This is a genomic window from Methylotenera sp. (assembly GCF_030684185.1).
Classification (GTDB): Bacteria; Pseudomonadota; Gammaproteobacteria; order Burkholderiales; family Methylophilaceae; genus Methylotenera.
The window spans coordinates 80,286-105,731 of the sequence record NZ_JAUXOY010000028.1; the positions used below are offsets into that span (position 1 = coordinate 80,286).

The window sequence follows — 25,446 nt, forward strand, 5'->3', positions numbered from 1 at the left end:
GTAATAGCCGCCGCAGCTAGAGCGACACCCCCAAGCAAGACATCTCTTCTATTCATGATATGCCCTTATATTTAGCCCTACTTACCAACCAAAATAATACAATAAATAAAAGTTCTCTCCAAAACAAAAAAAGCCACCTCTTTTACAAGAAATGGCTTTAGTAGTTTTGGTCAGTACCTAATCCTAATTAAATGCATAACATATTGTTTATATAGGTTATTATGATAATTAAAAAAGGCATATGCCGTAAAAAATACCGCAAATACAAATTGTGACTATTTTTAATCGCGATTGCATTTGACGGCTTAAATTGAATTATACACGACTAAACTCAGCCGTTTAATACAAAATGGTAGATGTTCTGCTAGTGTCTAAAAAATATTGAAAACAGACATTAATATCGCTAAATTAACTTTTGTTTAGCTACTTTCATTGGCTGCAAGTACCCCATGGGGGTCTATTCGGCGGCAAGGGTCGGCTATGAGGTCTCCCATTAGCTACATACTACGTATCCATCGGCTAGACATTTACGTATGAATGGGTTTATGTGCCGACTGCGGTTAATCGAAGTCGGTTAGCCCTTTATAATCATGAAATCTCGCACGATATAAATGATACCTGCGACAATAGGAGCAACCGTGAGCAACAATAAAGCAATCTTCCCTTTTCTCATGCTCGTTGACAATGAAACTGGTGCAACCAAGTGATGAAACAAAAGTGGGGCAATCAGCCATGCAGATGCCACCCAAGTCACCGCTAGAAAATCTCGAGCTGAGACTTTGTAGAGTTCAGCATCGCTCGTGCTAACGATAGGCCAAATGGCATTCCATATGCCAAATGCGGCAACAAGCAGACCAAGCCACAATAGAGCGTTCATTGTCCGTTTTGGGTATGAATCATCCGACAACCGTAGCTCTGGTTTGAGTAACCAACTGAACCAGAGAATAGCAGTTGCGGGTAGGTAGGGGAGCAGATATTGCCATAGGGATAATGCCGCCTTCTTGGTAGCCTCCTGTTGGCAGTAATCCCAATCCATTCTTTGCCCCGCCAGATAACAACTTAACCGCAATTCCTCTCGAAGTGTCATTAAGTGAGAATTCATGGCTGGTGGGCCGATATAGAGAATTAACATAACAATCACAATCGCCGTAATGTAAAGGCGCAACTTCACTTCATTTGTCATGATTTCCTCTATCTAAATATGTAAAACAAACTTCCTAAGATGTTTCTTAACCATGCACTAGCAATATATATCTGCTTTTATGGGCTGGGTGAAGTATCGACTTTATTTTCTCTTTGGTCTTGTCCTTGCGGAATGCCCTTAAAGCCACGCACAATCCATCCAACGACCCAAGTAAACGTCCATAGAAATAGCAATCCGCCAATTACAATAAGCACGAGCAATCCCAGTTCTTTTAGCCGTACAAACCACCATTGAGCATCTATCCACTCTTCATCAGATTTTGATAACTTGAAATTACTTGCTACCGATTGGGTGTAGCTTAAAACTTCGGTAGAATATTCTTCGCCTCCCCACAATGTTTTGTCTTTATCGTAGAGATAAGGAATTAACTTTGCGCCATTATCAAAAACCCTGTGTTTAAAGCAAAGGGTTAGCGAAACGTCTGTTCCTTTGCTTGTTGTTAGATCCAAGCTCTTGGTTACATCAACGGAATGGTTGCAATCACTTTCCGCTCGCATAGGCACTTTTTCAGGGTCATCAATCTGGTATGTAACATAAACAGAAGATGTTAAATCAAATGCCGCTACAATGTATCCTATTACCCACAGGGCAGCTACCAATTTTGCAATTCGGCGCGCACCTTCAAAAATATTGACAGCCATTATTTGCTTTCCGCTATTTCTGCCAGCACTGCAACAATTCCAACAAAAATCACAATCCACCCAACCAGAGAAAACATACCCCCGCCCCAAGATTCGCCTGTTGAACAGTCAATTTCGAAGAATGCCGCCCACTTCGAGTTGTTTTCAATCAAACTCACAACCGCCTTTGCTGGCAACAACCAAATAAACTTGATAATCAGCCACACATCAGAAATGCTAAACAACAAGTCGCCGTTCATGTCTTTGACGATATGGAATCGCTGGCAGTAATCAATCATTTCATTCCCCATTTTAATGAGTGTTTATTCTAGTAGTTTATGAACGAAAAGAAAACACGCAGACTCCCGCACTTCCGATTGCTTTAGTAAATACCGCTTGATGGCGGGTTGAGCTTACGAAGTTTATCATGCAATTTTTCTTCTTCACCGCTGATTACATTTAAGGCTTGTTCAGCCTCGGCTTCTAAGCGCTCGAAAGTCGGCCACCTCTGCCATTTTGGTTTATCACCTTTTCTGTTGAATTCATACTTAACCTTTTGAAAAACCTTTTCAGCACGGCGCAAGGCTCGACGTTTAGGGCGTTCATGCCATACCTTAAAAACGAGGTTCAAACATGTCTTGCAGGCGAATGAAGTATTTGCTTTATACAGCTTACAGCAACGCTTGTTACATGAAGGGCAGTGAAACCATGGTCTTTTGCCTCCCAGCGGGCAGCGCCACCATTCAATGAAAATGTCTTGGTCATCAATAATGATGTGGTCATCTTTCACGGTTACATTGATAGAATCCACCAGTTTACCGCGTCGCTTCCATTCGCAGCTAAAGAAGCTAGTTGCCTCTAGAAGCCCCTCACGCTTTAAGTGATTAACGTCGATAAATAGGAAGTCATCGGTTGTTAATCTACCGTCGCGCTTGCCTTGAAATGGTGTTTTTTCCATAGTTAGCAAATTTTATTGTTACGCTTTGTCATTGTCAGGTGGAAAAGGCATGTTGTTATGTTTATAAAACAGCTTGTAATTATGTAGTTCCCACAATGGGTCTTTAATTGCCTGCCTAAGCTCAACCTCTGCTTCCATAGAGTCATCATGCAAGGGGAATATAATTTGTTTAAGATAACGCGCCTGTGCAGCAGTGGCCTTTTTTTTTGCTCGGCAGGAATCTAGCATGTAGGTAAAGTTGGGTAGTTTGTAAATAATCGCAGCCCGTTTCAGGGTAGCAGCCTTTTCCCATTCTGAATCTTCCAGTGTTTCATGTAGCCATTGCAAAGTGGCGCAAGTATGAATGCAGGCACGAAGTACTTCATCCTTAAGTAGTTGTCCTGGAGTTTTGCCAAAACCACCACCGCCACCACCACCATATGCTGGGTCATTGGTTTTTCTTAATCTATCCACGTAGTTATCCCAGTTAAATATTTTTTCGTTTTGTTCGGTCATTTATACATCTCCTAATTTCTCGTCTCAGGTGCGTTTATTGGCATTTTTAGGCTTTTTTTGGGCGAGGGTTGAATCGTGTGTTTTATGTAATATCGTTACTTATGTAATCTATGTCATTTTTGTCACTTTTAAACATGTGTTCGCCGAATAAGGCTCGTAGCGGTGCTGTTTTTTAGTTTTCTAAAATTCAGGATAATTTCAGCTGACATTTATGCATTCAAAACAAGATTGATTACAAAAGTTACAGTTTTACAAAAAACACATGATTCACCCCCCGCTTTTGGCTTTTGCATAATCGGTGGAAGTGGATATTAAGCTAAAAGTTTTTTCCTTCTTATCTGCCCTATGTGCGCGCCATAATTTGCCATTAAACAACCTCAAGCATTCTTTTAATTTACGCACGCTACATTCACTAGCTAAACCTTCGCCGCCCATATCAGTAAAAGCTTTTATTATCGCCGATTGATTTAACTTGCCCCTTTCAAGCAAGCCAGTTATAAGCAAAATTTCTGATTCAAATTTATCTAGCAAAATATTTATATCAGTTTTATTACCGACATGTTCCCCATCAACTTTCTTCACGCTGTCTAGCATTTCTTGGTAAGTCATGCCCTTAAGTTTTTTGTAAGAATAGTTAGCTTTGAAAATGTTATCGCCTCGATTCTTTTCACGCACAAATTCAACCGTTACATCGCCCTCAGGCAGTGAAGTGAGATTTATTACATAGGCGCAATCAATGTCGTTCATTGTGTCACTGGTGCCCTCGTAAACGAGCTTACCTTCGCTATCAGGGTATTTGTTGGCATGTCCAGCTAAAATTACTGTGGCATCTTTTGCAATCAGTCTGCGAAGTGTTTTGTATAAGGCTGATTGCGATTCTTTGGACATCATATTTGCAAACTTTTTCAATGTATCTAAGATAATCACTAACCCGCGCGCTTCACCGCTTTGCGCCATATCACTTAGCATTGCGATTATCTTATTCGGGTCAATGCCTGATTCTGCGGGGCTAATCATTTCAAAGCCGTACTCGGCTGCAATTTCAGTTTTCGTTACCAGTCCCTTAAAGTGGTCGTCAGCGTTAATATAAAACACTTTTTCAGCATCAACCCGCCCATCCTTAATGGAATCAATCAACATCCGGAAAAATAGTAAAGTTTTTCCAGTATTAGGCTTTGAATAGATTAATGTAATTTGTCCAGCCAATGCTATGCCATCAAAAATATAGCGGTCATTGTTTAAGTCGTTTTTCATTTGCTCTAGCCTTCGTGTGGTTGATAACTGTTTAAATTTATCTAGTGTTGATAACCCCTTCGGCTTAATGTTTAAATCTGCCATATACGCAAAGCGTCATGCCATGCGCCAGCACCTTTAAGTATCATATTTTCAGTTTGGTAGTATTGAATTGCGGGTGGCAGAGCTTTACGTGAGAACTTGCCCGCGTATTTTGGGTTCGCGCTCGACATGTTAAGCCGCCTTGCTTGCTTGACGGCTTGCAATCCAGCCTTGAATATCGGCCTCATACCAACCTACGGAACGTAAGCCTAATTTAACCGATTGTGGAAAGTTGCCAGCTTTAAGCATAGCGTAAATGGTAGAGCGACTTAAGCCCGTGCTGTCTTTAACTGCTTTTAGCCTTAAAATTTTATGGTACATATTTGCTCCAAAATATCCTGCTATGTCTATTAAGCAGTTATGATGGAACTGTAAATTATTTTAAAAAAGACAGTGGCTAGTCTGACCTAAAATAACTCTACTTGTTGAGTAGTGTTTTTAGGTCGGGGGTGGCTCTTGTAACTGTTTTAAAGCCATAACCATCACCTAGATTTTCAGCGGCTTGTTGTCTTATTGCCGTTAAATTCCATGATGGATTTAGTATTGCAATATTTTTACATTCATTTTGAATCTTTAGTTTTTTTGCTTCTTTTTCAGCTGGCGTTCCATATAATTCCTCATGCCCAACTTTTGCACCATTTAGAATTTTTTGACCACGCTTTGTGTGATGTTCTGTAAGTTTAAAAATATATTGATACTTATCCGAAAACTCAATTTCCTGTTGCAACCTATCGGTAACCTCATGCAATAAATTCAACGATTCTTTTAATAAAGCCGAAGCGACTACAAAAGCGCCTGCTACCTGTTCGGGTGCGTCTTGCAAAAGAATTGCAATAACTTTTCTTTTGATATTGACATCAGAAAGCTCTGTTTGAAGCCTATCTTCAAGACTTGAATTTATTTCCGACATATTTATACACCCCTTTACGCTTGCTTAAACGGTAATACTTTTGCACCCGCTTTGAGTTCGTCTAAATAGTCCGCCCATTGCTGCATCATCACAGTACGCGGTTGCAAATATAGAGCATGGTTATAGGCCGCACTTACTGCGTTACGCGGTGCGTGAGCAAGTTGCAGCTCAATATGCTCGTGCGTGTAACCTTGTTCGTGTAGCGCTGTGCTGGCAATACCTCTAAAGCCGTGACCTGTCATTTTGCCCTGATAGCCCATGCGTTTAAGGGCTTGCAAAATGGTGTTGTTACTCATGGTTTTTTTAGGGTCGTGCTGGTGGGGGAATAAAAACTTACTCCAGCCTGTTTGTTCTTTTAGTGTTGTTAGCAATTCAAGCGCTTGGCTTGCCAATGGCACAATGTGGGGCGATTTCATTTTCATGCGCTCGGCTGTAATGCGCCATTGTTTAGCTTCCAAGTCTATCTCTTGCCATTCTGCGCCTATTAGCTCGCTAGTACGTACAAAGGTTAAAGCCATTAGCTTAATGGCAATGCGCGTAACCGCCCTAGTTTCACTGGTATCAATCGCCCGCAATAACACTGGCAAGTCTTTAATATCGACACGGGCTTGATTCACCACAGGGCGCGATTGAATAATATCGCTTGGCTTAATATCAGTTGCGGGGTTGCGGGTGATACGCGCCGTTTTATCGTTAGCAATGGCATAGCGGAATATTTGGCTAATGGTTTGATAAGCACTAGTAGCAACATCTAAAGCCCCACGCCCTGCAATACCGCGCATGACGTTAGCAATATCAACCGCTGTAATATTCAATATCGGCATCGCCCCTAAAACAGGCAGCACATTGGTTGCTAATCGCTTGCTAATAATATCAACATGACGCGTAGCTTTATCTACCCGCCAATGCCCTAGCCATTGATTAGCCCACAGCTCAAAAGTATTTGCGTTATTTACTTCACTATCGGCTTTGGCTTGCTTTTTTAAATTGCTAGGATCAATACCAGCCGCTATATTTTTACGGGCTTGCAAGTGCGCTTCACGTGCCTCTAGCAAGGTCATTAATGGATATTTGCCAAGCGCGAGCGTTTTTCGTGTTTTATTAATGGCGAAGTCATACCGCCACAATTTACCACCCGCAGGGCTAATGAATAGATACAAGCCGTTACTATCACTTAGCTTGTACGCTTTTTGTTTAGGCTTGCTACTTTTGACTGCAATATCGGTTAAAGCCATAATCAACCTCAAAATTAAGCAATTTACGGTATTTATAAATGCGGTATTTTTAAATAACGCAAATAATACTGTAAATTATTTAGGCTGTAATAGCAAGGCTTAGGACACTACAAGACAAAAAGACATTAAAAAACCAGCACTTAGGCTGGCTTAGTGGACTGCTTAGGACTTCTTAAAACATGTTACTGGTAGGCAGTACCAGATTCGAACTGGTGACCTCTTGGATGTCGACCAAGCGCTCTAACCAACTGAGCTAACCGCCTATACTTTGAATCGTGGGTTTGAATCAATGCTAAATTGCTTAATTTCAAACAGAGCGCGATTTTAGCTGATTGTGGCCTCAGGTGCAAACAACAAACATAGGAACTGAATACTTAATCGATTAACCATCATAAAATTAAGAGTATCTTTCAAGTTCTGGAACATCAACTATTGAGGACAACCTTATTTAAAGGCTTGATAACACTTATTGGCTTATTTTTAAATAATTAAAAATATTAGGGCTCGCGTACCCATCTGCTGGAAGGCGCTGCGATAGTTGAAAAGCTCTTACTGCCTCCTGTGTCCTTAATCCGGGAAAACCATCTGGTTCGCCTGCATCAAATCCATTTTTATTAAGCTCTGTTTGCAATGCAATCATTTGTTGGAATGACAATGCACCTACTTCGGCAAATTGCCCGCCCAGAATAGGTGGCTTGCCATTGATGCGATTGGCTAATTGCACTACAGATAGCGCATAATTGACCGAGCGATTCCAATCCATGACCGCATCAAAGTTATCAAATATCATAAACGCTGGCCCGCGCCAGCCTTGTGGTAAAACAATGGCCGCATGGCCTGCAACATTTGGCAGTGTAGATTTTAATGATGAAATGCTGGCAGTCTGATTACTTTGTAAATTTTTAACAGCCTCTTTTTTATAAGTTATTTGATGCAAGCTTTTTTTATTTTTTTTAGCTTTTGGCCTATGTACATTAACGAGACGCGCTTTAGGATTATTATTTGATAATAAATAAGTTGGCTGCATTGGTCTTACATCCATAGCCACCCATTCTTCAACCGGTTTTCTTAAATTAAACTGTGCAACTTGCCAATCAAAATTAGCGGGTAGTTGTACTTCTATCATCGCCGGCTCGCCCTTGCGCCAGCCTACCTGAGATAAATAATTGGCGGCTGATGCAAATGCATCTGCTGTAGAATTAACGACATCAATTTTATTATCGCCGTCACCATCCACCGCATAGGTCATAAAAGTAGTGGGCATAAATTGCATATTACCAAAGGCACCTGCCCATGATCCTACAAGCTCTTCAGCATCAGCGTGATCAGCATCTATCATACGCATTGCGTCCATGAGCTGATTACGAAAAAAACTAGAGCGCCGACCGTCGTAAGCCAGGGTGGCGAGCGCTGAAAGCATATCAATATTGCCTTGAAAACGCCCATAATTGGTTTCCATTCCCCAAAATGCAACTAATATTTCCTTGGGTACGCCATATTGCATCTCAACTTGATTGAGTAATATGGCGTGATTAGCGAGCATTTCACGGCCACGCTTAATTTTAAGTGCATCTACACGCCGTTGATAGTAATCAAGAAATGGACTGATGAACTCAGGTTGGGAACGGTCTAACTTGATAATATTAGGCAGCAACTGCACACGGCTCATTGTGTCTGTGGCAGTTTGTTCAGTGATTCCAACACTTATAGCTTCTTGCTTTAGTGCATCAAGCCACAGGCTAAACTCTTCGCGCGCGAATGCAGTATTTGCAAATGAACAACCAAGCAATACTAAAAATGTAATGAGTAATTTCATACTAAATTCATTTTAATGGTATCAAACAGAAATATCAGTCAACAAGGCATGATAACCTGCTTTAAAATCTGGATATTGCAATCTAAACCCTGTATTTAACATAGTTTGATTGCTAAGACGCTTACCCCCCCCTAAAACTGGTGATTTGATTTCAACTTTAATCTGCATTTGATTGGCTATCCAACTTAGCACTTCAAATTGGGAACTGGGTTTAGAATCAGTGACGATGTAGCAAGATTGAATTGCAGCATCCGCAGATGCTTGCAGCACTAAAAATACCATGAAAGCCGCTGCGTCGTCCCGATGAATTCTATTAGTCCAGCTGTTTTGTGCAGGCCAGTTTTCAGGGAACTTTGCTAAATTAATCATACGCAAACGCCCTGCTCCGTAAATACCTGAAAGTCTCAATATTGTACTGTTGCAATGTAAGCTATTGAGCATACTCTCTGCCTCCAGCAAGCGCACACCGCCAAAATCAGCAGGCATGGCAGGTGTCGATTCATCTAAAACTGCATCTGTCTGCTGGCCATACACACGTGTACTGGAGACAAAAAAAACATGTTTTAGTTTCAAATTTTCTGACTGCATAGCTAACACATGTCGCAAACCATCCACATAGTGGGCTTTGTACTGCTCATCTGTTTGGCCATTGGCGGCAACACAGTAAATTAGAATTTCTGGTTGAATATGCTTAAGATCAATTAAGCTCGCTGGTTGCGTAACATCTGCTTGAATCATTGTCACACCGTCAATTGAACTAATACTGCGTCTAACGCCAACTGTATCAAAACCTAAGTTGGACAACTGGTTAGCAACCGCTCCACCTAAATCTCCACAGCCAACAATCAGAACTTTAACCATATTAGTCACACATATTGCAATTGAGGTTGGAGTTGAGGGTTAAGCATCAAGTATTTTTCTGCTAGAAACAAGGCAATAATCGTTTTACCGTCAGTAATTTCACCACTTTGTATCATAGATAAACAGTTCGCTAAACTATCTTCAAACACTATCAGGGATTCATCTTCATCGCGCTGATGAGTGCCTGCAACCAAACCATGGGCTAGATAAATATGAATAACTTCATTTGAGTAACCTATGCACGGATGCTGATGACCTAGCTTCACCCAATGACTTGCTACATAGCCAGTTTCTTCTAATAACTCACGCTGACCAGTAAGCAGCACCTCTTCACCTGCGTCTATCTTACCTGCTGGCAATTCAATAAACACTTGGTTGAGTGGGTAACGGAATTGTTTTTCAAGAACCACATTGCCATTTGGTAAAATCGGCACAATCAACACCGCGCCTGGGTGCGTTACATATTCCCGCAAGCTGGTATTGCCATTGGGTAATCGTACTTCATCACACTTAACGGTCAGCATACCTCCAGCAGCAATGGTTTGTGAACTTATGCAATGTTCTATTAAATCATCATCTGAAGAAAGCATAAAAACCAACCTTAAGTTAAATGGATGTCACGCTAAATGTATCGCACTTACGAATATCGCCAGTGCTTAAGCCTTGATTAAACCAGCGCATGCGTTGCTGTGAAGTCCCATGTGTAAAGCTATCTGGCACCGCATAACCTTGCGCTTGCTTTTGCAATGCATCATCACCAATTGCTGCTGCTGCAGTCATCGCCTCCTCAACATCGCCTGCTTCCAAAATACGATTTGCTCCATCTGCATGATTTGCCCATACACCAGCATAACAATCGGCTTGTAACTCTAGGCGGACAGAATACTGATTAGCTTGCGCCTCAGTGCGCGCGCTTTGACGAGCTTGTTGCACTTTATCAGAAGTACCCATCAGGTTTTGAATATGGTGACCAACTTCATGTGCAATGACATAAGCTTGCGCAAAGTCGCCGGGGGCATTGAATCGCGTTTTCATCTCATGATAAAAGCCTAAATCAATATAAACTTTCTGATCGCCTGGACAATAAAATGGACCCATTGCCGCCTGACCTGACCCACAGGCCGTAGGTGTTTGACCGCTGAATAGCACGAGTTTAGGTGCAGGGTATTGTTGACCAGAAGCCTCAAAAATCTTACCCCATGTATCCTCGGTGCTACCAAGCACTTTTGCTACAAATTTCGCCATCGGATCGTTCGCAGGAATAGCTTGCGCTTCAACAGGCGCTTCTTGCTGCAGACCCTGACCAATATTAAGCACCACAGAAGGATCAATACCAAAATACATAGCAAGCAATGCGATGGCGATAGTCCCTAAACCGATGCTTTTGCCTCCGATTGGCATTCTTCCGCCGCTACCGCGCCTGTCTTCCACATTACTGCTTTCACGTTCATCATCTAAGCGCATAGCAAGCCTTTAATTTAAGGAGGTTAAATTGAGTTCGATGTGTTGATATTTTGAATGACAAGCTAAAATATACAAGTACTTTTTGTATATTTTAGCTTTTAAGTGAATGAGATTAAGGGTGTCTGAGGGACTGTTGCGTTTACTTTACGATTGTTTACAAGAAAAAAATTAAACAATATCGCGGCTAAGTGTATTACACCGCTATCTATCTAAATTAGCCTAAACTTTTTGAGATGGCATAACTACATAACTCCATCAGTCCTTGCGGCATAAGCCCTATTGCTAACAAGGCTAGCGCATTAACACCTAATACAATACGCATATCCATAGGTGCCTGAATAGGATGGTGATCTACAGGTTCATCAAAATACATCAGTTTGATAACGCGAAGATAATAAAATGCACCAATCACGGCCATGAGAACAGCAAACACCACTAACCATAAGAAGCCAGCCTGCAATGCGGCTTGCAACACGGTAAATTTGGCATAGAACCCCAGCGTTGGAGGCACGCCAGCCATACTAAACATGACAATTAACATTAAAAATGCATGCCATGGGCTACGTTGATTCAGGCCTTTGAGATCATCCAGTTTTTCAGCCTCGAATCCCTTGCGTGATAACAATAGAATCATGCCAAAACCAGCCAAGGTCATTAATACATAACTGACGATGTAAAACAGCGCAGAAGTAAAACCATTAATACTTGCGCTCATTAAACCAAACAACACAAAACCCACATGTGAAATTGTAGAATAAGCCAACATACGCTTTAAGTTGGTTTGTGCAATTGCTGTGACGTTACCGATAACGATAGACAACACAGCCATGATCATCAGCATTTGTTGCCAGTCAACTGCAAGTGTATGTAAACCTTGCTCGAGCATACGGATAATAAATGCAAACGCAGCCAACTTAGGCACAGAGCTAATTAACAAAGTGATTGCCGTTGGCGACCCCTCATAAACATCTGGTACCCACATTTGGAAAGGTACTGCACCCAATTTAAATGCTAAACCAGCCACAATAAAAACAAGACCTAAAATCAGCACTGACTGTACGTTTTCTCCACCCATCAACGCATTATTGATTTCAGAGATATTCAGGCTACCTGTCATACCGTATATCATACTCATGCCGTACAACAACATGCCGGAAGCCAATGCCCCTAATACAAAGTATTTCATGGCAGCTTCGGTAGCTCTAGCGTTATCGCGGTCAAGCGCGACTAGTGCGTAAAGGCTTAATGACAATAACTCTAAGCCTACATACAGCGTAAGCATGTTCTGGCCTGATACCATAATCATCATGCCGACGACAGAAAACAGCACCAATGCGTAAAACTCGCCGCGATACATTTCACGTAACTGAATATATTGTCGGCTATAAACAAATATCAACGAAGTACCTAAATAAATCATGAGTTTAAGTACATCGGCCATGGCATCATCTACAAATGTTCCGGTAAATGCATATCCAACACTAGGCGTGTGTGTACTAAAGGTTAAGTAGGCAGCTACTAATAATGTCACCTGTGCTAGTACATAAATCGCGATGCGATTACTTGACTTAAGAAACAAATCAGCCAGTAAAATAAACATCGCCATACAAACTATGACGATTTCAGGTAAGGCTGTGATGAGGTCGTAACGTATATTTTCCATAACTTATAGACCTGATGGCAAGCTGGCCGGCAGTTTGCTTTGCGCTAAATGTGAAAGAAGTTGAGTAACTGTGGCATTGGTCATATCGGTAAGCGGCTGCGGGTATATCCCTAGAGCTAATACCAATAATGCCAATATCGCTAATATCAAAAATTCTCTTTTGTTTAAATCTTTTAATGCTGCAACTTTCTCGTTGGCTATCTCACCATAAAACACGCGCTTTACCATCCAAAGGGTATAAGCTGCACCAAAAATAAGCGTAAATGAAGCTAGGAACGCATACCAAAAGTTAACTTGAATTGCACCTAATATCACCATGAACTCACCAACAAAACCAGAAGTACCTGGTAGACCGCTATTAGCCATTGCAAACAACACTACAAACGCGGCAAATACCGGCATTGTATTCGCAACACCACCATAAGACTCGATTTGGCGACTGTGAACCCGGTCGTACAACACACCAACACATAAGAACATAGCTGCTGAAATAAAGCCATGCGACACCATTTGCACGACTGCGCCTTCTAGCCCTAAATTATTAAATATAAAGAAACCTAGTGTGACAAAACCCATGTGCGAGATAGAAGAATAAGCAATCAGCTTTTTCATGTCTTTTTGCACCAAAGCCACGAGTGCAATATAAACAATCGCAATCAACGACAAGGCAATCATATAGCCTGATAAATGATGCGACGCATCTGGCGCGATTGGCATCGCAAAACGCAGGAAGCTATATCCACCTAATTTAAGTGCAATAGCAGCCAACACCACAGAACCGCCTGTAGGCGCTTCTACGTGTGCATCTGGCAACCAAGTATGTACAGGCCACATTGGAATTTTTACAGCAAACGCTGCAAAAAATGCCAAGAAAATGAGTACTTGTACATTGAGCGGGATTGGAAGCCTGTAATAAGCCGTTATATCAAAGCTTCCTGTTTGATAATATAAATATATAAACGCCACCAACATAAGCAGTGAGCCCAGCAGCGTATATAAAAAGAACTTAACCGTGGCATACACGCGATTTGGCCCGCCCCAAATCCCTATAATCAAGAACATTGGAATGAGCATTGCCTCCCAGAATACGTAGTACAAAATGGCATCCAAGGCACTGAACACACCAATCATTAAACCACTCATAATAAGGAAAGAAGCCATATATTGCGCCACGCGTTTTTCAATCACTTCCCATGCGGAAATAATCACAATTACAGTGGTAAAACTGGTCAGCAGTATGAGTGGTATCGCAATGCCATCCACGCCTAAGTGGTAGTTGATATTAAAGGCTGGAATCCAGCTAAAGCCTTCTTGAAACTGAAAGCCGCCGTCAGCAAAATTGAAGTGCGTATACAGTGGAATTGTGACTAGAAAGCTCAGAATCCCACCAAGCAGTGCCAACCAACGAGTAACGTTAGGCTTGCTGTCATTAGCTGTAGCTAATACAACAATACCCGCTAACACTGGCACCCAGATGGAGAAGCTTAGAATGTGCTGGATAAAGTAATCAACCATTTTCTTTTTATACTTTACTTAAAATTTAAACGAGTAGAACGACAGCATAAAAAACACGCCGATAATCATGGCGAATGCGTAGTGATAAATGAGGCCCGTTTGCAATTTACGCACCACACCAGAGAGCTTGCCTATTAGGTTTGCCGTACCATTCACCATTGCACCATCGATAATCTTAACGTCACCGATTTGCCAAAGCTTATTACCGATAAAACGTGACCCTGCTGCAAATACACGCTCATTAAAACTATCAAAACCATATTTGTTTTCTAAAATAGCATTAATTGTAGAAAACTTTGTTTGAATATTGGCTGGAATATCAGGACGTTTCATGTAGAAAAACCATGCCAACCCTACGCCGGAGGCTGCTAGTGCAAATGGCAACGTCAGCAAACCATGTAAAGCCATACCTGCTGCTGAGTGATAAATAGTATGCCAGTGATGATTAAGCTCGTGCATCGCAGGGTGCACTGCAGAATTAACGGTAATAACGCCCTTGAAGAAGTCACCAAATAACATAGGCTCAATCGCAAAGTAACCAATAGCCAATGATGGAATTGCTAATAAAATTAATGGTAATTTAATCACCCAACCAGGTTCATGCGGATCATCTGTTGGTGCTAATCCGTGATGATGACTGTGGTCGTCATGTGCCTCATCATGATGTGCATCATGTTTAACAACGCGCCACTTTTCACTTCCGTGGAACACCAGGAAGTACATGCGAAAGCTATAAAAGGCAGTTACAAAAACGCCGGCTAGCACAGCAAAATAGGCGAAGCTGCTACCAGTAATAGTTGAGGCTTTTGCTGCTTCAATAATGCTGTCTTTTGAATAGAATCCAGATAAGAATGGCGTACCTATTAATGCTAACGAGCCGATGAGCGAGGTTATCCAGGTCACAGGCATGTATTTTTTAAGGTTGCCCATGTTGCGAATATCCTGGTCGTGGTGCATGCCCATAATTACCGCACCTGCACCTAAAAACAACAACGCCTTAAAGAACGCGTGTGTCATCAAATGGAAGATAGCCACTGAATATGCTGATGCACCAAGTGCCACCGTCATATAACCCAATTGAGAAAGTGTTGAATAAGCCACGACACGTTTAATGTCATTTTGAATAATGCCCAAAAAGCCCATAAACAACGCGGTGATGCTGCCGATAATAATCACAAATGACAGCGCAGTTGATGATAATTCAAACAATGGAGACATACGTGCCACCATAAAAATACCTGCTGTCACCATGGTGGCTGCGTGAATCAAGGCTGAAATTGGCGTAGGGCCTTCCATTGAGTCTGGCAACCACACATGTAACGGCACTTGGGCTGATTTACCCATTGCGCCAATAAACAGTAAGATACAAGTCACAGTCATTAGAGACCATTGTGTATTACCGATTAGCGAAATTTGAACATCTGCCATTTGCGGTGCAACTGAAAACACTGCAGCGTAATCTAAACTGCCGAAGTGAAATAACACCAAGCCAATGCCGAGTAAAAAACCAAAATCTCCCACGCGGTTCACCAAAAAAGCTTTCAAGTTGGCGTAAATAGCCGTTGGCCGCTTGTACCAAAAGCCGATGAGCAAATAAGAAACCAAACCTACGGCCTCCCAGCCAAAAAATAGCTGCATGAAGTTGTTGCTCATCACCAACATCAACATGGCAAAAGTAAATAGCGAGATGTAACTAAAGAAGCGCGCGTAACCTTCATCTTCCTTCATATAGCCAATGGTGTAAATGTGCACCATTAGCGATACAAAAGTCACAACTACCATCATCATGGCTGATAGTCGATCGATTAAAAAACCTATTTCAAATGTGAAATTACCGCTTTTTAACCATGAGTAGACAGTCTCATTATACGGAGCACTAACCATTGCATCTTTAAGCACATAAAGTGACAAGGCAAATGACGCACCTACACCTAAAATAGTTAAAATGTGGGCAGAGGCACGTGGCAATTGCTGACCAAACAAGCCAACGATTATGGCAGCAAGTAATGGCAGCAAGGGAATAGCGAGATAAATTTGTTGCATAGTCATTCTCAACTTACCCTTTTAATTGATCTAAATCGTCAACGTTAATTGTGCGTAAATTTCTAAACAACACCACTAAAATGGCTAAGCCAATCGCAGATTCTGCGGCTGCTACGGTGAGTATAAAAAATACAAAAACTTGGCCTGCAATATCATGCAGATAATGTGAGAAGGCAATAAAATTAAGGTTTACAGCTAACAGCATCAACTCAATTGCCATCAATATAATAATGACATTTTTACGATTTAAAAATATGCCAACCACGCTAATCGCAAACAGAAGCGCGCCTAAAATAAGGTAATGGGATAAGCCAACCATTATTCAGCCTCCTTAGCAACAGTTGAAACATCACTGGACGCTTCTGAATCTTTTTCAACAACCGCATCCATCTTAACAATCCGAATCCGGTCTGCCTTTTTCACCAGTACTTGTTTGGCAGGATCGACAGACTTGCTCTCTCTGCGGTCTCTTAAGGTAAGCGCAATCGCGGCAATAATAGCAACCAGCAATACGACTGAGGCCAATTCAAACGGCAATAGATAATCCGTGTAAAGCACACGCCCTAACTCCGCAGTGTTGCTGTAATCGGCTGGACGTGCTGCTGGGGCAACGATTTTATCAGCACCAAAATTACGTACGCCTACTATCATCACCATTTCCACCGCCATCAAACCACCTACAGGCAAGGCTATTGGCAATGCTTTCCAGAAACCTTCGCGCAACTTGTCTAAGTTGATATCCAGCATCATCACTACAAATAAGAACAACACCATCACTGCGCCAACGTACACCAGCACCAGTACAATTGCCAAAAACTCGGCTTCTAACAGCAGCCATACACCAGCTGCGGTAAAAAACGCCAAAACTAAATACAGCGCTGCGTAAACTGGATTACGTGTGGTAATCACCCGCAAAGCTGCGTACAGCAAAATAGCTGCCAGCGTATAAAAAACAATGTCTTGAAAAGGTAAGCCAAAAAAGGTCATATTTATACAGTTCTATCTAAAGGCTTTATCGGCCGCACGGTCAGCGGCAATTTGTTGTTCATGCTTATCGCCCACCGCGAGCAACATTTCTTTGGTGTAGAGCAAGTCACCGCGTTGTTCACCGTGATAATCAAAAACACGCGTCTCTACAATAGAATCCACTGGACATGATTCTTCACACATACCGCAAAAAATACATTTAGTGAGATCGATATCGTAGCGAGTAGTACGGCGAGTATTATCATCACGCTGTTCAGATTCAATGGTAATCGCCATGGCAGGACATACAGCCTCACACAGCTTACAAGCGATACAGCGCTCTTCACCATTTGGATAACGACGTAACGCGTGCAAGCCACGGAACCGATTGGACTGCGGCGTTACCTCTTCTGGATACTGCACCGTAATTTTAGGCGCAAAAAAGTAGCGGCCTGTTAATGCCATCCCTTTTAGTAGCTCAACCAGCATCAGGCTAGAAAGCGTAGATTTAATTTTTGCGATCATAAATTATCTAATTAAATATTTTCTGTTATTTAGTAATACAAATAAGTATTAGTGAAACAAGTAAGCCCAAGGTGTTTGCATCATACCGCCTACAAATACAATCCATACAATAGTAATCGGTATAAACACCTTCCAGCCTAGACGCATGATCTGGTCATACCTGTATCTTGGAAACGTTGCCCTAAACCATAAAAACAAGAACAATAAGAAACCGACTTTGGCTAACAACCATAAAAAGCTATCTGGAATGAATGTAACGGGGGATAACCAGCCACCCAAGAACATGATTGCAGCTAATATAGAAACCAAAATCATATTAGCGTATTCAGCTAAGAAAAATACTGCGAATGCCATGCCAGAATATTCCACATGGAACCCAGCGACAATTTCTGATTCACCTTCAGCCACGTCAAATGGCGCACGATTGGTTTCTGCTACAGCACTAATAAAGTAGACGATAAATAATGGAAATAATGGCAAGAAATACCAATGATGCAAACCGCCAGCCTGCCCCATCACAATTTGACCCAAATTAAGCGAGTTGGCACACATCAGCACGCCCACCAAAGCAAAACCCATGGCAATTTCATATGATACGATTTGTGCTGCTGAACGCATCGCACCTAAAAAAGCGTATTTAGAGTTTGATGCCCAACCTGCAATGATGACGCCGTAAACGGCCACTGAAGTCATGGCTAAGATATAAAGTAAGCCTGCATTTATGTTTGCCAGCACTAAAGTTGCATCGAACGGAATCACTGCCCAAGCTGCAAAGGCCGGCGCAATAGCGAGTACTGGGCCTAATAAAAATAAACCTTTATTCGAAGCAGTAGGTACAACAATCTCTTTGAATAAAAGCTTTAATCCATCGGCTATTGGTTGCAATAACCCAAAATAACCAACGCGGTTTGGGCCGATACGCACTTGCATATAGCCAATGACTTTACGTTCAGCGAGCGTAAGATAGGCTATCGCACCCATTAGCGGTGCAACAATGGCAACGATTTTAATCAATGTCCAACCTGTGAGTTGCACCGCAGGCCAGTAACTACCAAATATAGTTGATAACCATTCCATTAGCCGCGCGCCTCCATGGTGACAGCTTCATGGGCAGTAAATTGTTCTGCTGAGATTTTTTCAACAGCAATATCACCCATCAAATCGCCCAAACCAATTGTATCTTCATGCGCTGCAGCAACACGCACGCAGCCTTTCGCAACGTGATTATCAAGTTTAACTGTCAGCACGGCGCTACCTTTATCTTGCTTAGCCAATACGTAATCACCATCGACCAAGCCTAATTCTGAAAGCTGGCTGGCGCACATGCGCGCCATTGGTTTGATATTGTATTTGGTTTTTTGCAATGGCACTGAACGTCGTACAATTGGATCAGACTCATACTGCGGCACTTCGCCAATACGCTGCAAACCATCATGTTTGATATTAATGTGAATCTCTACCAACTCTTTCAGATTGTTATTCAGGCTACGCCAAACCATTGCGGAAGGTTTTTCACCACCAAAAATAGCATCTTTTACTTGTTCGCTGGTTTCGTAATCAAACCCTTGCAAACCCAAAGCATTAGCCAAGACACGTAATACCTTCCATGCTGGGCGACACTCACCTAACGGTCTAGTCACGGCAGCAAAGCTTTGCACACGACCTTCCATGCTCATAAATGTGCCAGATGTTTCAGTAAACGGCGCAATTGGTAACAGAACATCGGCATTATCCAATGCCTGTGATTTAAACGCAGTCAGTGCAACAACGCACTCTGCTTTTTCCATCGCAGCTTTTGCTAACGCAGCGTGTTGGCAATCTAATTCAGGCTCAATATTCACAATCAAATAAGCTTTGCGTGGCACTTCAAGCATCGCACGCGCATGCATGCCCGTAGCGTTCGGCATCACACCCATCATATGCATACCAGTGCTATTGGCTGCTGCTGGCAAGATACCGCCTTTGGCGCCTGAAATTCCGCCAATAGCTTCTGCCATACTGTACATTTCTGTGAAGCGCGGGTCACTTAAAGCCATATTGCCTAAGAAAATACCCACTTTTGGAGAAATTAAATCGTAATCCTTACCATGCCCAGCCATGCTCTCTGCAATGGCTTGCGTATTTGGACGCACCTTAATATCAGAAAGTAACTGAGTAAGTGACGGTGGCAAACATAATGATAAACGCTGTAATCCAGACATCGCCTTAAGCACTTGCCCAAGCACGTTCACCATGTCGTTAGGGCGCACAATCACCTTATGAGCGATATCCATTAAGGGATTATTATCAAGTGGGCTAATAATTGAAAGTTCCGCACCATTCGCCACAGCTTTACGGAAACGTTGCGCTAGCAAGGGATGTTCATTTCGTAAATTTGAGCCAATGACCAATATTCTGTCTAGCTCTTCAATTTCCTGGATATTACAACCCATCCACGGCGTTCCTAAACGCTTACCATCTAACCTGAAATCCGTTTGGCGCAGGCGATAATCTACGTTGCCACAACCTAAACCAGCGGCTAATTTCTTTGCCAGGTAGCCTTCTTCCATAGTGCTATTGGGTGAAACAAGTACCCCAAGCGCTTCGCTACCGTGCTCATTGGTAATATCTTTAATTTGACCAGCTGCGAATTCTAATGCTGTTTTCCAATCAGTTTCTACCCAAGCACCATTATGCTTAATCATAGGTACTTTAAGGCGGTCTGGACTATTCAGGCCTTCGTAAGAAAAGCGATCACGGTCAGATAACCAGCACTCATTGATACTTTCTTTTTCACGCGGCAATACGCGCATGACTTTGTTATCTTTAACGTGCACTTCAATATGTGAACCTAAACCATCATGCGGCGCAATACTTGGGCGGCGTGTCAGTTCCCAGCTACGTGCTGAGTACCTAAATGGCTTGCTAGTAAGCGCGCCAACCGGGCATAAGTCAATGATATTGCCTGAGAGTTCTGAGTTCACACTCTTATCAACATAGGCGGCAATTTCGGCATGCTCGCCACGACCAACCATGCCCAACTCCATGATGCCGCCAACCTCTTGCAAGAAGCGTACACAACGCGTACATTGAATACATCGCGTCATGTCTGTGCTGACTAACGGTCCGATATTCTTGTTAAAAACAACCCGTTTTTCTTCGGTATAACGTGAACCGCTGGTGCCGTAAGCCACAGCGATGTCCTGCAAATCACACTCGCCGCCTTGATCACAAATCGGACAATCAAGCGGGTGGTTAATCAACAAAAATTCCATTACGCTCTTTTGCGCTTCAATAGCAGATTTTGAGCGTGTGAAAATTTTCATGCCGTCTGCTACCGGTGTAGCGCATGCGGGTAATGGTTTATTAAACTTTTCAACCTGCACCAAGCACATACGGCAATTAGCGGCTACTGATAGCTTTGGGTGATAACAAAAACGCGGAATGGCAATGCCGGCCTTATCAGCCGCATCAATAATGGTGCTGCCGTGCTCGACTTCTAGTGCTTTGCCGTCTATTTCAATATTTAACATTATTTATTTTTACCGTTTATTTGCTGTCCAGCATACTCTTGCCATGTTGAATGTAGTATTCAAACTCTGGTCTAAAATGTTTAATAAAGCTCAACACAGGCGTTGCTGCGGCCTCGCCAAGCGCGCAAATAGTGCGTCCAGCGATGTTGTTGCTTACATCAGTTAACAAATCCAAATCTTCCATTTTGCCCTTGCCATTCACAATCCGGTCAATCACACGATAGACCCAACCTGTGCCTTCGCGGCATGGCGTACATTGCCCACAACTTTCCTCATAAAAAAAGTAAGACAAACGATGCAAGGTTTTTACCATGCAAGTTGTTTCATCCATCACTATCATTGAGCCTGCACCTAAGCTAGACCGTGCTTTACTTAAGCCATCATAATCCATAGTAGCAGCCATAATCGCTTCAGCTGGCATGACTGGTGTGGATGGGCCGCCTGGAATCACCGCTTTAAGTTTACGGCCTTTCCAAACACCACCAGCCAACGCTAACAATTCATTAAACGGAGTGCCCATTTTCACTTCGTAATTGCCTGGATTTTCAACATGTCCAGAGACTGAAAATAGTTTTGTACCACCAGAATTAGGCACACCTAAATCTGCAAAAGCTTGACCACCATGCTGCAATATCCAAGGGATGGAAGTGTAGCTTTCAGTATTATTCACATTGGTAGGTTTACCAAATACGCCATAGCTTGCAGGAAATGGCGGTTTAAAACGCGGCTGGCCTTTTTTACCTTCAATTGATTCAATCAGCGCGGTTTCTTCACCGCAGATATAGGCGCCGTAGCCATGCACGGCGTATAAATCAAAACTGAAATTAGTCCCTAGAATATTTTCACCCAGATAACCAGCAGCTTTTGCTTCATGCAAAGCAGCTTCAAAGATTTCATAATCCTGCCAAATCTCACCATGAATATAGTTATAACCTACCCTCGCGCCCAATGTATAAGCCGCAATTGCCATACCTTCAATTAACTGATGCGGGTTATAGCGAATAATATCGCGATCTTTAAATGTGCCAGGCTCGCCTTCATCGGTATTACAGACTAAATACTTTGTGCCGTCAAAATAACGCGGCATAAAACTCCATTTAAGCCCTGTAGGGAAACCTGCACCACCACGACCACGTAAACCCGAAGTTTTAACTTCGGTGATAATGTCGGTTGCTTTGACTTTATCAGTCACAATACGTTTTAGTGCAGAATAGCCGCCCAGCTTGATATATGTGTCTAACGCAGCTGGATTTTCTTCTGTCAGCGTACGCAGACAAAGCAAGGTCTGGCCTTTCAAGTCTGTCATCACAGGTGTTTTAGCCTTTGTTTTTGCTTTTTTGGTAGCCATTATTTCACAGCCTCTTCATCCGAAGATTGCTGAAGCAAATCTTTCAAAACAGCATCCACTTTTTCAGTAGTTAAAAACTCATGCATTTGTGTATTATTCACATGCAATAATGGTGCGCCACCACAGCAACCCATGCATTCACCCTCTTTGATGCAGAATTTCCCGTCTGCCGTCACCTCATTAAAACCTACACCCAACTTAGCTTTTAAATGGTCGACTATTACATCGCTATCGCGCAACATACATGAAATATTAGTGCAAACCGTTATTTTGTATTTTCCAACAGGCGACAAGTCGTACATGTTATAAAAAGTGGCTACCTCTAACGCGGCAATTTCAGGCATGCCTAAATATTGTGCCACCTCAGTAATACTCTCTTTTGATAGCCAGCCACGCTCAGTTTGCACAATACGCAATGCGCTCATCACCGCTGCTTGACGCTGATTTGCTGGATATTTCGTCAGTTCGTAATCTATTTTAGTTATTGCTTCTGGACTTAACATACTTATATATTCCTACTCCGAGGAGCGAGTATTTCACGCTCAGTCGAGGCGTGAGTGCTTGAGCCACTGGAATGTACTGAAGTACATGAGGATGGCGAAAGTGCGAACAACAATGAATGGGCGTGAAAAATGATGCTCATCGGTCAATTTCACCGAAAACAATGTCCTGCGTACCAATAATCGCAACCAAATCAGCGATCATGTGGCCGCGTGTCATTTCATCTAATGCTGCCAGGTGGGCAAAACCAGGTGCACGAATTTTTAAGCGGTATGGCTTATTTGCACCATCAGATACCATATAAATACCAAATTCGCCTTTTGGATGCTCTACGGCAGCATAAGCTTCACCAGCTGGCACATGGAAACCTTCAGTAAACAATTTAAAGTGATGAATCAGGTCTTCCATGTTGCTCTTCATGCCCTCACGGTCAGGCGGTGCAACCTTGTTATCAGTGGTAATTACCGGGCCTGAATTTTTACGCAACCAATCCACACATTGTTTAATAATACGGTTAGATTGCCTAAACTCTTCCATACGAACCAAATAACGGTCATAACAATCACCATTGACGCCAACTGGAATATCAAAATCCATATCAGCATAAACTTCATAAGGCTGCGTTTTACGTAAATCCCAAGCAATGCCTGAGCCACGTAACATAGGGCCTGTCATACCTAACGCCAAAGCCCGCTCTGGCGTTACTACACCGATACCAACTGTACGTTGTTTCCAAATACGGTTGTCAGTGAGCAGTGTTTCATATTCATCGACATATTTTGGAAAACGATTGGTAAAATCTTCGATAAAGTCTAATAACGAACCCTGACGGTTTTCATTTTGCTTGCTTACTGTTTTAGCGTTACGTAAAGGCGATACTGCATACTGCGGCATATGAGTAGGCAAATCGCGATACACGCCGCCTGGACGATAATATGCAGCATGCATACGTGCACCAGAAACTGCTTCGTAGCAATCAAATAAATCTTCACGCTCACGGAAAGCGTATAAGAATACCGTCATTGCACCTACGTCCAGCGCATGTGCACCTAGCCAAAGCAAGTGATTGAGTACGCGAGTGATTTCATCAAACATCACGCGAATATATTGCGCGCGGATAGGCACATCTATACCCATCATCTTTTCGATCGCCATTACATAGGCATGCTCATTCGACATCATGGACACGTAATCTAATCTATCCATGTAAGGGATAGATTGCAAATAAGTGCGATTTTCAGCTAGCTTTTCAGTGCCACGATGCAATAAGCCAATATGCGGGTCAGCGCGCTGTATGACTTCACCATCCAGCTCCAGAACCAAGCGCAATACGCCGTGTGCCGCAGGATGCTGCGGGCCGAAGTTCATGGTGTAATTACGAATCTCAGCCATGATGAGCGCCCTCACTTCTAATTACACGCGGCACGTTATTTCGCTCATCAATCGACACAGGCTGATATATCACGCGCTGCTGCTCAGGGTCATAACGCATTTCTACAGTGCCTATCATAGGGAAATCTTTACGGAAAGGATGGCCAACAAAGCCATAATCTGTAAGTAATCGGCGAAGATCCGGGTGATTTTCAAACATAATACCAAATAAATCAAACGCTTCACGTTCGTACCAGTTAGCGACAGGCCACGTATCGACCAATGTTGGCAAAATCGGGAAATCCTCATCTTGCGCAAATACACGTAAGCGAACACGATGATTAAGAGTAACAGACAAGAAGTGGCAAACTACCGCATAGCGCATGCCGTCATATACACCATCACCGTAGGCTTGATAATCCACACCACTTAAATCAATTAACTGCTCAAACTTTAAAGCGGCATCATCACGTAGCGTTTGGCACACGTTCAAATAATCGGCCGATTTACATTCAATAGTCACTTCGTTAAATGCGACGATATGCTTGGTGATTTTATCACCTAGAGATGCTTGTAAACTTGTCAATAACTGCTCTAATTTAGTGGCCATATCGTTAGCGCGCTATCGTATTTGTACGTTTAATTTTATTCTGCAGCTGAATAATACCGTATAGCAACGCCTCTGCCGTCGGTGGGCAACCAGGCACATAGACATCGACAGGCACTATACGGTCACAACCACGCACTACCGCATATGAGTAATGATAATATCCACCACCGTTGGCGCAAGAACCCATCGAGATTACCCAACGCGGTTCAGCCATTTGGTCATATACTTTACGCAGAGCTGGCGCCATTTTATTCACCAGCGTACCAGCGACAATCATCACATCAGACTGGCGCGGGCTTCCGCGAAACACAATACCGAAACGGTCTAAATCATAACGTGACGCACCTGCATGCATCATCTCTACCGCGCAGCAAGCTAACCCAAAGGTCATCGGCCACATTGAACCAGTACGAGTGTAATTAATCACCGTATCCAGCGTAGTGGTCACAAAGCCTTTTTCTAAAATACCTTCAATACTCATGACTGACTTAGTT

At 42.6% G+C, this 25,446-nt stretch carries 27 protein-coding genes and 1 tRNA gene; all 28 read right to left on the reverse strand.

Annotated elements, in window-relative coordinates; translation table 11 throughout:
- Window positions 1–574 precede the first annotated feature (574 nt).
- The 28 genes from Q8J82_RS11635 to Q8J82_RS11770 all read right to left on the reverse strand — a co-directional run bounded on the left by Q8J82_RS11635 (window position 575) and on the right by Q8J82_RS11770 (window position 25,433).
- Complete coding sequence (locus tag Q8J82_RS11635; protein ID WP_305328360.1) at window positions 575–1,171, reverse strand: hypothetical protein; 597 nt, start codon at window positions 1,169–1,171, stop codon at window positions 575–577.
- Window positions 1,172–1,260: 89 nt separating this feature from the next.
- Window positions 1,261–1,845, reverse strand: coding sequence for a hypothetical protein (locus Q8J82_RS11640; protein ID WP_305327052.1), 585 nt, complete (start codon window positions 1,843–1,845; stop codon window positions 1,261–1,263).
- The gene (locus Q8J82_RS11645) at window positions 1,845–2,123 is read right to left on the reverse strand and encodes a hypothetical protein (protein WP_305327053.1); all 279 of its coding nucleotides are present in this window, start codon (window positions 2,121–2,123) and stop codon (window positions 1,845–1,847) included. The genes Q8J82_RS11640 and Q8J82_RS11645 overlap by 1 nt, the downstream gene beginning before the upstream one ends.
- Before the next feature lie 83 nt (window positions 2,124–2,206).
- On the reverse strand, window positions 2,207–2,782 hold the full coding sequence (locus tag Q8J82_RS11650; protein WP_305327054.1) for a hypothetical protein: 576 nt from the start codon (window positions 2,780–2,782) through the stop codon (window positions 2,207–2,209).
- Between the two features lie 18 nt (window positions 2,783–2,800).
- A complete protein-coding gene (locus Q8J82_RS11655) occupies window positions 2,801–3,277 on the reverse strand; it encodes a hypothetical protein (protein ID WP_305327055.1) in 477 nt (158 codons plus the stop codon).
- A gap of 267 nt (window positions 3,278–3,544) precedes the next feature.
- A complete protein-coding gene (locus Q8J82_RS11660; RefSeq protein WP_305327056.1) occupies window positions 3,545–4,531 on the reverse strand; it encodes an AAA family ATPase in 987 nt (328 codons plus the stop codon).
- Window positions 4,532–4,602: 71 nt separating this feature from the next.
- On the reverse strand, window positions 4,603–4,743 hold the full coding sequence (locus Q8J82_RS11665; RefSeq protein WP_305327057.1) for a hypothetical protein: 141 nt from the start codon (window positions 4,741–4,743) through the stop codon (window positions 4,603–4,605).
- 1 nt (window position 4,744) lies between these two features.
- Window positions 4,745–4,933, reverse strand: a complete 189-nt coding sequence (locus Q8J82_RS11670) for an AlpA family transcriptional regulator (protein ID WP_305327058.1) — start codon at window positions 4,931–4,933, stop codon at window positions 4,745–4,747.
- 97 nt (window positions 4,934–5,030) lie between these two features.
- Window positions 5,031–5,522 carry a hypothetical protein gene (locus Q8J82_RS11675; protein ID WP_305327059.1) on the reverse strand — a complete coding sequence of 164 codons (492 nt, stop codon included), beginning with the start codon at window positions 5,520–5,522 and terminating at the stop codon, window positions 5,031–5,033.
- Between the two features lie 14 nt (window positions 5,523–5,536).
- Window positions 5,537–6,757 (reverse strand): tyrosine-type recombinase/integrase, encoded by a 1,221-nt coding sequence (locus Q8J82_RS11680; RefSeq protein ID WP_305327060.1) that lies wholly within the window; start codon window positions 6,755–6,757, stop codon window positions 5,537–5,539.
- 186 nt (window positions 6,758–6,943) lie between these two features.
- Window positions 6,944–7,020: transfer RNA gene (locus tag Q8J82_RS11685), tRNA-Val, on the reverse strand.
- A gap of 203 nt (window positions 7,021–7,223) precedes the next feature.
- Window positions 7,224–8,573 carry a lytic murein transglycosylase gene (locus tag Q8J82_RS11690; protein ID WP_305328361.1) on the reverse strand — a complete coding sequence of 450 codons (1,350 nt, stop codon included), beginning with the start codon at window positions 8,571–8,573 and terminating at the stop codon, window positions 7,224–7,226.
- A gap of 21 nt (window positions 8,574–8,594) precedes the next feature.
- Window positions 8,595–9,434 carry an SDR family oxidoreductase gene (locus tag Q8J82_RS11695; protein ID WP_304890992.1) on the reverse strand — a complete coding sequence of 280 codons (840 nt, stop codon included), beginning with the start codon at window positions 9,432–9,434 and terminating at the stop codon, window positions 8,595–8,597.
- 5 nt (window positions 9,435–9,439) lie between these two features.
- On the reverse strand, window positions 9,440–10,024 hold the full coding sequence (locus tag Q8J82_RS11700) for an NUDIX domain-containing protein (protein ID WP_305328362.1): 585 nt from the start codon (window positions 10,022–10,024) through the stop codon (window positions 9,440–9,442).
- Between the two features lie 16 nt (window positions 10,025–10,040).
- On the reverse strand, window positions 10,041–10,898 hold the full coding sequence (locus Q8J82_RS11705; protein ID WP_305328363.1) for a neutral zinc metallopeptidase: 858 nt from the start codon (window positions 10,896–10,898) through the stop codon (window positions 10,041–10,043).
- A 214-nt stretch (window positions 10,899–11,112) separates the two neighbouring features.
- A complete protein-coding gene (gene nuoN, locus Q8J82_RS11710) occupies window positions 11,113–12,561 on the reverse strand; it encodes an NADH-quinone oxidoreductase subunit NuoN (protein ID WP_304890995.1) in 1,449 nt (482 codons plus the stop codon).
- Window positions 12,562–12,564: 3 nt separating this feature from the next.
- Complete coding sequence (locus Q8J82_RS11715; protein ID WP_305328364.1) at window positions 12,565–14,076, reverse strand: NADH-quinone oxidoreductase subunit M; 1,512 nt, start codon at window positions 14,074–14,076, stop codon at window positions 12,565–12,567.
- Between the two features lie 18 nt (window positions 14,077–14,094).
- Window positions 14,095–16,125 (reverse strand): NADH-quinone oxidoreductase subunit L, encoded by a 2,031-nt coding sequence (gene nuoL / locus Q8J82_RS11720; RefSeq protein WP_305327063.1) that lies wholly within the window; start codon window positions 16,123–16,125, stop codon window positions 14,095–14,097.
- 7 nt (window positions 16,126–16,132) lie between these two features.
- Window positions 16,133–16,438, reverse strand: coding sequence for an NADH-quinone oxidoreductase subunit NuoK (gene nuoK / locus Q8J82_RS11725; RefSeq protein ID WP_304890998.1), 306 nt, complete (start codon window positions 16,436–16,438; stop codon window positions 16,133–16,135).
- The gene (locus tag Q8J82_RS11730; protein WP_305327064.1) at window positions 16,438–17,106 is read right to left on the reverse strand and encodes an NADH-quinone oxidoreductase subunit J; all 669 of its coding nucleotides are present in this window, start codon (window positions 17,104–17,106) and stop codon (window positions 16,438–16,440) included. The genes nuoK and Q8J82_RS11730 overlap by 1 nt, the downstream gene beginning before the upstream one ends.
- Before the next feature lie 12 nt (window positions 17,107–17,118).
- The gene (gene nuoI, locus Q8J82_RS11735; RefSeq protein WP_370653548.1) at window positions 17,119–17,610 is read right to left on the reverse strand and encodes an NADH-quinone oxidoreductase subunit NuoI; all 492 of its coding nucleotides are present in this window, start codon (window positions 17,608–17,610) and stop codon (window positions 17,119–17,121) included.
- Between the two features lie 48 nt (window positions 17,611–17,658).
- The gene (gene nuoH, locus Q8J82_RS11740) at window positions 17,659–18,687 is read right to left on the reverse strand and encodes an NADH-quinone oxidoreductase subunit NuoH (protein ID WP_305327065.1); all 1,029 of its coding nucleotides are present in this window, start codon (window positions 18,685–18,687) and stop codon (window positions 17,659–17,661) included.
- The gene (gene nuoG, locus Q8J82_RS11745) at window positions 18,687–21,122 is read right to left on the reverse strand and encodes an NADH-quinone oxidoreductase subunit NuoG (RefSeq protein WP_305328365.1); all 2,436 of its coding nucleotides are present in this window, start codon (window positions 21,120–21,122) and stop codon (window positions 18,687–18,689) included. The genes nuoH and nuoG overlap by 1 nt, the downstream gene beginning before the upstream one ends.
- Before the next feature lie 16 nt (window positions 21,123–21,138).
- A complete protein-coding gene (gene nuoF / locus Q8J82_RS11750; protein ID WP_370868136.1) occupies window positions 21,139–22,428 on the reverse strand; it encodes an NADH-quinone oxidoreductase subunit NuoF in 1,290 nt (429 codons plus the stop codon).
- 41 nt (window positions 22,429–22,469) lie between these two features.
- Window positions 22,470–22,973 (reverse strand): NADH-quinone oxidoreductase subunit NuoE, encoded by a 504-nt coding sequence (nuoE, locus tag Q8J82_RS11755; RefSeq protein ID WP_304891003.1) that lies wholly within the window; start codon window positions 22,971–22,973, stop codon window positions 22,470–22,472.
- A gap of 136 nt (window positions 22,974–23,109) precedes the next feature.
- Window positions 23,110–24,363, reverse strand: coding sequence for an NADH-quinone oxidoreductase subunit D (locus tag Q8J82_RS11760; protein WP_305327068.1), 1,254 nt, complete (start codon window positions 24,361–24,363; stop codon window positions 23,110–23,112).
- Complete coding sequence (locus tag Q8J82_RS11765) at window positions 24,356–24,952, reverse strand: NADH-quinone oxidoreductase subunit C (RefSeq protein ID WP_305327069.1); 597 nt, start codon at window positions 24,950–24,952, stop codon at window positions 24,356–24,358. Before Q8J82_RS11765 ends, Q8J82_RS11760 begins: the two co-directional genes overlap by 8 nt.
- A gap of 4 nt (window positions 24,953–24,956) precedes the next feature.
- Window positions 24,957–25,433, reverse strand: coding sequence for an NADH-quinone oxidoreductase subunit B family protein (locus Q8J82_RS11770; protein WP_013148459.1), 477 nt, complete (start codon window positions 25,431–25,433; stop codon window positions 24,957–24,959).
- Window positions 25,434–25,446: the final 13 nt, after the last annotated feature.